Origin of the sequence: Limnospira sp. PMC 1279.21, from assembly GCF_032349615.1 — a bacterium.
Classification (GTDB): domain Bacteria; phylum Cyanobacteriota; class Cyanobacteriia; order Cyanobacteriales; family Microcoleaceae; genus Limnospira; species Limnospira fusiformis.
Genome location: NZ_JARPLU010000042.1, coordinates 22647 through 32766, shown reverse-complemented (window position 1 = coordinate 32766; position 10120 = coordinate 22647). Strand labels below are relative to the sequence as shown.

At 42.3% G+C, this 10120-nt stretch carries 7 protein-coding genes and 1 pseudogene; 6 read left to right on the top strand and 2 right to left on the bottom strand.

The annotated features are described in order from the left end of the window. The 3 genes and pseudogenes from P5683_RS08920 to P5683_RS08910 form a co-directional block, all read left to right on the top strand. A pseudogene (locus tag P5683_RS08920) lies at nucleotides 1–228 on the top strand (gas vesicle protein GvpC); the annotation flags it as partial. A gap of 222 nt (nucleotides 229–450) precedes the next feature. After that, on the top strand, nucleotides 451–1635 hold the full coding sequence (gene gvpN / locus P5683_RS08915; protein ID WP_006620381.1) for a gas vesicle protein GvpN: 1185 nt from the start codon (nucleotides 451–453) through the stop codon (nucleotides 1633–1635). Continuing rightward, nucleotides 1635–2018 (top strand): gas vesicle protein, encoded by a 384-nt coding sequence (locus P5683_RS08910; protein ID WP_006670797.1) that lies wholly within the window; start codon nucleotides 1635–1637, stop codon nucleotides 2016–2018. Before gvpN ends, P5683_RS08910 begins: the two co-directional genes overlap by 1 nt. On the opposite strand, the gene P5683_RS08905 is transcribed toward P5683_RS08910, so the two are convergent. Then, nucleotides 2015–2320 (bottom strand): helix-turn-helix transcriptional regulator, encoded by a 306-nt coding sequence (locus P5683_RS08905; RefSeq protein WP_006620379.1) that lies wholly within the window; start codon nucleotides 2318–2320, stop codon nucleotides 2015–2017. The genes P5683_RS08910 and P5683_RS08905 overlap by 4 nt on opposite strands. 567 nt (nucleotides 2321–2887) lie before the next feature. On the opposite strand from P5683_RS08905, the gene P5683_RS08900 reads away from it, so the two are divergent. Then, the gene (locus tag P5683_RS08900) at nucleotides 2888–3394 is read left to right on the top strand and encodes a hypothetical protein (protein WP_006670796.1); all 507 of its coding nucleotides are present in this window, start codon (nucleotides 2888–2890) and stop codon (nucleotides 3392–3394) included. Between the two features lie 135 nt (nucleotides 3395–3529). Next, nucleotides 3530–4408, top strand: coding sequence for an alpha/beta fold hydrolase (locus tag P5683_RS08895; RefSeq protein WP_006620377.1), 879 nt, complete (start codon nucleotides 3530–3532; stop codon nucleotides 4406–4408). A gap of 54 nt (nucleotides 4409–4462) precedes the next feature. Here P5683_RS08895 and P5683_RS08890 read toward each other — a convergent pair whose 3' ends face one another. Next, nucleotides 4463–6136: a glycosyltransferase gene (locus P5683_RS08890; RefSeq protein WP_315641828.1), complete on the bottom strand. Its 1674-nt coding sequence runs from the start codon at nucleotides 6134–6136 to the stop codon at nucleotides 4463–4465. 89 nt (nucleotides 6137–6225) lie between these two features. On the opposite strand from P5683_RS08890, the gene P5683_RS08885 reads away from it, so the two are divergent. Further along, complete coding sequence (locus P5683_RS08885) at nucleotides 6226–9669, top strand: glycosyltransferase (protein WP_315639697.1); 3444 nt, start codon at nucleotides 6226–6228, stop codon at nucleotides 9667–9669. Nucleotides 9670–10120 lie beyond the last annotated feature (451 nt).

Sequence of the window (10120 nt, the reverse complement as noted above, 5' to 3'; positions counted from 1 at the left end):
AGTGAAAGGGTGAAATCGACCCCAGCAACGCCTCAGAAGGCGAAGGCTAGTCAAACATTGGTTCCTCAAACCAAGCCGAAGGCGGTTAAATCAGCGCCTAGTACTACCACAGCAGCCCAATCAACAACACCTACCGCTGTGGTGGTTGCTGAACCAACAAAACCAGCAGTTCCCCCTAATCAGCCTAAACCAACTACTGTTGTTCCTCATCCCCCTAACCCCGGATGAACGGGTTTATGATTACATTTATCAGCAGTCGAGGGTACGATTGACTGATATTGAGGAGGATTTGCAGTTAAATCGCATTCAAACCGTTTATGCTTTGCGATAACTTCTGAACCAAGGTTGGATTGTTCAGAGCGTTCAAGCCTACTATGCCAACAGATCAAATGAAAATAGGGTTCGGGACTAAAATATCCCTAGCCTGGTAGCTTACAATCTAACATTAATATGACCACTGTGCTTCGTGCTGTTCCTAAAGGATTTGTTAACACTCCAGCCATTGAAAGAATTACAGTTAGGGCGTTGCGGTATCTTCAATCAGGGTTTTCTGTGCATTTGCGCGGACCAGCGGGAACCGGAAAAACTACCCTCGCCCTACATTTGGCAGATTTGCTTAATCGTCCGATTATGTTGATTTTTGGGGACGATGAACTCAAGTCCTCCGATATGATTGGTAATCAAACTGGTTACACCCGTAAAAAAGTGGTGGATAACTTTATCCACAGTGTAGTTAAATTAGAAGACTCACTCAAGCAAAACTGGATTGATTCCCGTTTAACCCTCGCCTGTCGCGAAGGATTTACCCTCGTTTATGATGAGTTTAACCGTTCCCGCCCTGAAGTCAATAACGTTCTGTTATCGGCTTTAGAGGAAAAACTATTAGTGCTGCCTCCCAATAACAGCCGTTCCGAATATATTAGGGTTAACCCCCATTTTCGGGCGATTTTTACATCTAATCCTGAAGAATACTGTGGCGTTTATAGCACCCAGGATGCTTTACTTGATCGCCTCATTACCATGAATATGCCGGAACCGGACGAGGCTACCCAACAGGAAATCCTCATCCAAAAAGTGGCAGTTACACCGGAAGAAGCCCAAACTATTGTAACATTAGTGCAGCAATTCCGAGAGGCTACCCATGCGATCGCCCCTAGTAAAATTCAGACGGTAGCCAGACAACAAACTAACGCCGATAAAGCCTCTGGGTTGCGACCTAGTTTGATGCTAGCCAGAATATGTCAAGAACATAATATCCCTATTGTTCCCATTGACCCCGATTTTCAAGAGGTTTGCCGTGATATCCTCTTATCGCGCGCTATTGGAGATATTGCTGAATTAGAAAGCCGACTTCATCAGATATTTGACCATTTATCAGGACTGGAAAATGACCAGATTATCGCTTTACCCCCTAGGGAAGAATTGACCACTTCATCAGTACCTAATAATCTTTCCGATACCGAACAGAAAATCTATACTTATATCAAAGACTCTGATGGGGCGCGAGTCTCCGAAATTGAGATAGCTTTGGGGTTAAACAGGGTGCAAACTACTGATGCTTTGCGCTCGCTGTTAAGAAAAAGTTATTTGACACAACAGGATAATCGCCTGTTTGTTGTTTATGAGGGTGATTAATGACATTACAATCACGTTCATCTAGTCCTCAGCGCGGAGTGCCGATGTCTACCTCCGGTTCATCCCTCGCGGATATCCTAGAGAGGGTTTTGGATAAAGGCATAGTTATTGCTGGGGATATTTCCGTCTCGGTCGGGTCTACGGAATTGTTAAGTATCCGCATTCGTTTATTAATTGCTTCCGTAGATAAGGCTAAGGAAATTGGGATTAATTGGTGGGAAAGTGACCCTTATCTTAGTAGCCAGGCGCAGCAATTATCACAGTCTAATGAACAATTGTTAGAGGAGGTTAAACGACTACAGGAAGAAGTGCGATCGCTTAAAGCCTTGACCTCCCAATCATCACAGCCAGTCACTCCCCCTAACTCCGAAAATGATGATTAATTTGAGCAAGGTAAAGCCGGAACCACTGGACTAAATCGCCGAAACTCCCCTAGATATTCTTCTAGGATAATCATTTGACTCAGGTTAATGCTATAATATATCCAGCGGCCCTCTTGTCGTCCTTTGATTAATCCCACTTCTTTGAGCGTTTTGAGATGAAAGGACAGTTTCGACTGGCTAACCTCTAAGGTTTCGCAGATTTCGCACACGCATAATTCCTGGTGGCGTAAGAGTTCTAGAATCTGAATCCGTAGGGGGTCAGATAGCGCGTGAAAGCTCAGGGAAATGTCTGTGTTGACCATTATTCGGAATCTTAACATATTCTCCACTTTAGCAAATTAATTGGGGGATTTCACACGCCTCACTTGTCCACAAAGTAGCCCAGCTCATATGTAAATTTTTGTAAAAAAACCCATCATTTGGGGGGTATAGGTTGACTTATCCCTTGACCATGGGTTAATATTTTACATAATGGGAATATGCATAATTTTTTTAGTGTTTTATACTCAATTATAAAACACTATATCCAATCTTATCACGGATTCGGGTTCTCGTCAACCCCTGGAAAGGCGGAAGGCGCACCAGTTTTTAAAAACATATCAGACAACCGGGGAAGGGAAAACTTGTGGGGTCTTACCGGACTTGATGAGATAGTGCTGCTAGGGGTTCCCCCCAACTCAAATCGCCCTATCCCTATGGCGGTTGATGAAGGTTAGACTCAGGGTAATCAGTAAGGTATCTCATACACTCTGCTGACCACCCACCTCGCGGGTTGCGCCTGATATCTGATCATATGCCCTAGGAGTAGCCCAGAGCAAGTATTGGGGGAATTCATGACTAAATATTTGTCAGATATTCAGAGGAAGATTATGTTAAAGAAATTACCAGTTTTGGGGTTAATGATAGTTCTAATTGCTGGATTAGTGTTTGGCGTTGGTACAGCAGGGGTTTTAGCGGATACTTCTTTACCACAACCTAATGATAATGGTGATTATATTGGCAATTCTAGTCACCTATATTGGCAGGTAGTTGACCCCGACCCCAATGGCTTAAATTGTCGCATGGGTTCTGAATCAATTAAAGAAGTATGGAACCCGGAAAAATCTGGTTTTCCTAACATTATCAATTTTCCGGTGGTTGAACGTTTACAGACTGATGAGGTATTTACTGGTAAGTTGAGTTATGGTGGGTTTATTGTCACTTTGGATTCTGATTTGAAACCGTGGATATATATTGAAGAAAAAGCTGACGGAACTCCCGCCAATTGTTTTGTTAGGGCTAATAATTTATTTGTTAAACCCATCGAAAAACCGACCATAGAAGAAACCATAGAAGAAACCATGGAAGAAGTCGAAGAAGTTATCGACAATGGATGATTGATAATTGTCTGATAGGGAATGATCACCTCATAATTACCAAATTCTGCCATTCCCTGTTACCTATTAGCCATTCTTAATCATTGAAGATTGCTATAATTATCGATTATCAATTATTCAAGATTAACTGTTCCCATGACAACAACTACCGTAGAAACTCAAACTTGGCTGTGGAAAGGATTTCCTATCTGTTATAGCGCCGCTGGAGACACAGGACCAGCGGTAGTATTAATTCATGGGTTTGGTGCAAGTTGGGGACACTGGCGCAAAAATATCCCTATTTTAGCTAATCAATGTCGGGTATTTGCGATCGACCTTTTAGGGTTTGGTGGGTCAGCTAAACCTTTACCCTGTAGTAGCCTATCTTATACCTTTGAAACTTGGGGTGATCAAGTGGCAGATTTTTGTCGGGAGGTGGTCGGAAGTCCGGCTTTTTTAGTGGGAAATTCTATTGGTTGTATTGTGGCTATGCAGGCGGCTGTCTCTCACCCAGAAATAGCGATCGCTGTAGGTTTATTAAATTGTTCTCTGCGACTATTACACGATCGCAAAAGGGCAGAAATACCCTGGTATCGGGGTATGGGTGCAGAATTAGCCCAAAAAGTGTTAGGTTTACGATGGGTTAGTCAGCTATTTTTTCGACAACTTGCTACTCCTAAAACTGTCCGTAATATCCTCCTACAGGCTTATCGGCGCAAAGAGGCTGTCACCGATGAATTAGTGACCATGCTTATCACCCCCGCCAATGACCCCAATGCTGTCGATGTTTTTGTGGCTTTTACTACTTATTCTCAAGGACCTTTACCAGAAGATTTACTCCCCATTCTTCCCTGTCCGGCGATAATTTTATGGGGGACAGAAGACCCATGGGAACCGATAAAACTTGGACAAGAATTAGCTAAATTTGACACAGTAAAACAGTTTATTCCTCTGGAGGGGGTTGGACATTGCCCCCAGGATGAAGCACCGGAGTTGGTTAACCCTATCCTGTTAAAATGGGTGTTAGATAGTTAACAGTTTATCTAACAGTTTATCCCCCCTATATCACTGACATGGGGGGATTTATTTCTAGGGATTATTAAACAGTTCCGGGACTCTTTGCTGGAGTTGTCTGTTTAACTCTGGGAGGCGATCGCACATTTCTAAATACCAGCGGTGACGCTGTTGGTAATGGTGACAAAGTAGCCGATTTTGTTTAACCCAATTATAGGCATTTTCGGCAATTTGGCGGCGTAAGGTATGGTTATTAATTAGGCGGTTGAGTTGGGTTTCAAATTCTCGGATCGTCCGATAAATTAACCCGGTTTTTTCCGGCTGAATAGATAATTCATAAACGGTAGGACTCGCGAGGACGGCTACCCCACTACCTGCACATTCTAGGAATTTTAAATCTGATTTCATGAGATTAACTGGTGTGGGGGTCAGGGGAAGTAAGGCGATATCGGAGTTTTGCAGAATTTCTAAATAGCGGTTATAATGGCAGAAAGGTTCAAAGGTTTTTTGGTCGGTGGCTAAGGCTTCAAAAAATTGGCGATCGTGAACTACTCGCACCAGGACTCGACCGGAATTGGCTGATAAAACTTTATTTAGAGATGCCATAATGGGTTCCCAGTCCTTCTCGCGGTTTAATGCACCAAAAAATAGACTGATTTTCTCGTTGTCATAATTATGGCGTGGGGGGGAAACTTCGGTTAGTTGGTTAGGAAAAACTGCTATATTAGGATTAAATTGTTGCAGAAATACTCCCAAAGGTTTAGTGGAGGTTTGGACACCGTGACAGCCTCGATAACTAAAATAATTATGATCTGCATATTCTCGGCGACGTAGGGGGTTATCATCAATTTCAGCAATGATTAAATAGTTTTCCTGTAGTAGTCTTTTCAGCACGGAAAGATGTTCTCCCGCTGACATGATGGTGCGCTGCCAGATGAAAATTTTGGCTTCCTGTGGTATAGTGGGTATAATTCGCGCTGATCTGACTGAAGAAAAGGTGCGGACTCCAGGAATAGTGGCACTAAAGCGATCGGGGTCTAAAACTCGAATCCGATCGCACCCAGTTGGTGCCATGATTGCCGTTTGGATTAATAGCCGTCTTGGGGGGTGACTCGACTTGATGCCCCGCACTAGATAGTTTTCCGCTACCGTTTGCGCTCTATACTCTTTCAGGTAGACAACAGTAGAGGGATTGGCTGATTTCTGTCTCTCTAAAAACTGGTTAAACTCCCAAGTGCGATCGCCTTTTGTCCGCACTTCATAGATATATAATCCCGCTTGGTTAAAATGCGATCGGATTTCCTGTAAACTTAAACCTACACCCGACAACTGTGGCTTATCCAACGGTAAACTAACTAGCCGCCGCCAATATTGACTGTTAGGAATATCAGCGATAAATTGACCGTTAGGTTTCAGCCAGCGACTGTAATCATTGACCAGTTTACCAAAATCCTGATCCGGAGAATTGACACAGCCATAAACCAAAACATCTATCCTCCCCATCGAATCACAAATTGTGCTTTTTGTCAAGTCCTGATGGGGAGAAATCTGCCAATATTGGCATTCTGGGTTATTCCGCAGATAGGCTGACTTCAGATCTGGGTTAGGGCGATCGCTAATTTCAACAATGACACGGGCATCTATAGGTAACACCCTCAACAATTCCGAATTCAATGTCTTCACCCAATGATTGTTTAAACTATAATCCTGTTGGCTATAGTGCGCCCAAATATTCGCAATTAGACACACTTTCCCACCATTTTACCATGATCTCCCCCTTGTCAAAACCCATTGACAGGGAGTAGAGTATCGTCTGTGATTAATACAATCGGTAAATTATGCAGTGTAAAATTTGTGACTCCGCTACGATACCCTTCGGTAAAACCATAGTTTTGAACAGATATAATGTTAACTATTTTCAATGTCAGAATTGCGGATTTGTGCAAACCGAAAATCCCTACTGGTTGCCAGAAGCCTATAAGCACCCCATTGCTAACAGCGACGATGGTTTAGTTTTCCGTAATCTCATGTTAGCGCAACTAACCAGCCAAATCATCACCAAATTTTTTAATCCCGATAATCAATTTCTCGACTATGGTGGCGGTTATGGTTTATTAGTCCGCCTCATGCGAGATATCCGCTTTAAATTTGACTGGTATGATAGCTTCTGTCCCAATTTTTTAGCCACCGGGTTAGAAGCCAATTTAAACCCAGACAACCCCTATGAACTCATCACCGCCTTTGAAGTATTTGAACATTTCGCTAACCCCCTAGATGAAATCAACAAGATCCTGAAATTATCTAAAAATATTCTCTTCTCAACCGAACTTATCCCCCCCCATAATCCCCACCCTGGTCAGTGGTGGTATTATGCACCCCAGGAAGGACAGCATATAGCTATTTACACACCCCAATCATTACAAATAATCGCCCAAAACTTCGGCTTGAATATTTACTCTAACGGTTCATCCTTGCACTTATTAACCGAGAAGGCTATCCCACCAGAAGAGTTTACCGAAATCGCTCAATATAACGCCGCTGAGTTACGAAGATTATTGTGGTTTTCCCGTAGTTATAGCCAAACTTTAGCCAATTTAGAAACAGTCGCACCTTCCCAAAAACCGGAAGTTATAACTCCCGAATTAGGTGTTAATGTCGCTGGCTTTGTTAATGGAGAATTTGGCATTGGTGAAGGAGTACGCGCCACCTTGAGGGCTATGGAAGCGGTTAACTTAAATGTGGCAATTAATAACTTTACCGGGAGTCCTCACCGGAAACAAGATCATAGCTTTGACAATTTTACTTCCGCACATCCTTATCCCATAAACTTAATTCAAATTAATGCTAATGATGTGTTGAGATTTGCTCAACTTGTCGGTGCTGACTATTTTAAAAATCGATATAATATCGGTTTCTGGGCGTGGGAATTACCAGAGTTTCCCCCAGAGTGGGTTAAGGCATTTTCTCTATTTCACGAAATCTGGACTTATAGTGATTATTGTGTCTCTGCTATTCGGCGGGTGTCGCCAATTCCCGTAATTAAAATGATGCCTACCGTGTCACTGCCAGAGGTAAATTTAAGTCGGGAAAATTTATCAATTCCCCCCGACAAGTTTATCTTTTTATTTATGTTTGATTTCTATAGCCGCATAGCACGCAAAAATCCCTTGGCAGTAGTAGAAGCCTTTAAAACCGCTTTCGGAAATCATCCTACTAATGTGGTGTTAATCTTAAAGTGTTCTAACTCTGATCGTTTCCCCAAAGAAAGAAATCACCTTTTTCAAGCGATCGCTAATTGTCCAGCCATTCAAATTATTGATGGCTATTTATCACGGGAACAAATTAATGGTTTAGTTTATAACTGTGATTGTTATATTTCCCTACATCGTTCCGAGGGTTTTGGTTTAACCATGGCGGAAGCTATGTTTTATGGTAAACCCGTCATAGCTACTGGCTATTCTTCCAATACGGAATTTATGAATTTAGCCAATAGTTTTTTGGTCAAATATCGGCGAGTTTTAATTGACCAAACAGACGGACCCTATCGACCGGGGAATGTGTGGGCTGCCCCCAATATTAAACAGGCAGCTGAGTTAATGCAATATGTGGTTAACTACCCAGAAGCTGCTCATCAAATTGGTCAGCAAGCAGCTACCGATATCAGAACCCAATTAAGTCCTCAAACTATCGGCGATCGCATTTTGTCTCGCCTGCAAATTATTCACAATGCTACCCAAAACTTTACTGATATACGTTCAGTTCCCATTATGGAATTGTCACCGGAAACGACAACTCCTCCCTTGGTCAGTATTTGCATTCCCACCTACAACGGCGAAACCTTTATTAGAGAAGCAATTCTCAGCGCCTTAAACCAGACCTATAGTAATTGTGAAATCATCCTAGCCGATGATGGTTCCATAGATGATACTATAGCGATCGCCAAATCTTTGCAAGTCTCATCACCTATCCCTTTTCGTATCCTCACCCATATTAACTATGGTTTAGTTGATAACCTCAATTTCTGTATTTCCCAAGCTCAAGGAAAATATGTTAAATTCCTATTCCAAGATGATACCCTTGAACCCAACTGTATAGAACAACTCGTGGCTATGGCTGAAGCCAACCCAGAAATTGGTTTAGTTTTCTCCCGCCGCCATATTATCCTTGATGATAATTCCCAGACTCATCCCCAATGTCAAGCCGCCTACAAAGGAACCCAAAACCTGCATCAAGACTGGTCAAACTTAAAAACCATTCAACCCGGTTCCCAATTATTATCAGACCCTAAATGCTTCCGAGGTCGGTTAAATAAAATCGGCGAACCGACAACTGTTTTAATTCGGCGTAATGTCTTTGCTCAATTAGGAGGCTTTGACCCCGACCTACATCAATTATTAGATGCAGATATGTGGTTTAGAATTATGGCAGATTATCAAATAGCCTTTGTTGATAAAGCCTTATCTACCCTGCGAATTCATCGCCAACAACAAACTCAACTCAATATTATCGCTGGTGAGAATATCCGAGACTATAGCCGACTATATCGGAAAATGATTATTGACCCTGACTATCGGTTTTTGGGGTTAAATATCAAAGAATATATCTTTTATCAACTGTTGTCTAAGTCTCCCCAAGATTATCTAAACTTAGCCGAAGAATTGGTTAATCAATATCGTCATAACCCCCATCATCAACCTACCCAGCAACACCTTCGACTCCTGCGAAAACTGACGGCTATGCTCTGGCTTAAATCTGAGGCTGCTTCCTTGCAAAAATTATCTGATGGTGTTCAAGGAAAAGTACATAAAATTATCCTTAATAGTGGTATCCGTGAGTTGACATTGACCCCCAGCGAATCTGAGTTTGTCGAATCATTAAAAATCCGGGTTTCTCAGGGTTTTTCTGTTCAAAATTGTTGTCAATCTTGGTTGGCTGCTATGCTATATAAGCCGGCTTATCAATTGGGGATAAATTATCATAATGCGGTGATTCCTAATTATTTATTTGAGGATTTTCTGAAATTCATTTTCTCCCCTAGTGACCACTTTGATGATGAAAAAGATAGGGGTGATTATGTAAATTTTACTCGCGGAGTCTGGAAATACTTAAAACGCCATATTGACGAATCACCTTCCCAAGTCAGTCTCTGGGTTTATGTGGCTAAAATTGCTTTGGAATTATGGGATGAACGACCTTTGATGAACCTTAATCAAGATATCAGTGAAATATTGAGCGATCGCCACGCGGTTTGGGTTTTTTATGGTCGCCACCACACTCCCTAATTTTGACCGCCAATTATCCCGTAAGTCTGCTTTACAACGCCTTAAATTAATCGCCAATTCCCGGTTAATTGTGATTAGTTCAATTCCCGAAAAGCGCCTTTTATCCTATTGTCAGAAAACTTTATTTTTTAGGGACTTGACATTATCATTAAATTTTGTACAATATAGGAAGGTAAAATGGTCGTGTTTTATGCAAATTTCCGCTAATAGCCCATATCACTGAGACTTGGAGGGAGTTAACCCGAAACACGAATCACTAGCAAAGCCAGATATATAAGGAGTTTCCAGGTATGCTATGGTTACCTAGTGCTGGGTCGGTCAGCCAGTGTCCCCCGCCTAGCCACTGCGCCAATTATGGCTGGCGCGTCACGAGTTTGGGGGTTAATGGCCATAACGGGGTATGGACTTACCACCCTGACTAAGTGTAAGCTGTATCACAAAACACAGAATT

Excerpts from the sequence above, each read along its gene's own strand:
- gvpN (WP_006620381.1), top strand. The coding sequence starts at position 451 with ATGACCACTGTGCTTCGTGCTGTTCCTAAAGGATTTGTTAACACTCCA.
- P5683_RS08910 (WP_006670797.1), top strand. The coding sequence starts at position 1,635 with ATGACATTACAATCACGTTCATCTAGTCCTCAGCGCGGAGTGCCGATG.
- P5683_RS08905 (WP_006620379.1), bottom strand. The coding sequence starts at position 2,320 with ATGGTCAACACAGACATTTCCCTGAGCTTTCACGCGCTATCTGACCCC.
- P5683_RS08900 (WP_006670796.1), top strand. The coding sequence starts at position 2,888 with ATGTTAAAGAAATTACCAGTTTTGGGGTTAATGATAGTTCTAATTGCT.
- P5683_RS08895 (WP_006620377.1), top strand. The coding sequence starts at position 3,530 with ATGACAACAACTACCGTAGAAACTCAAACTTGGCTGTGGAAAGGATTT.
- P5683_RS08885 (WP_315639697.1), top strand. The coding sequence starts at position 6,226 with ATGCAGTGTAAAATTTGTGACTCCGCTACGATACCCTTCGGTAAAACC.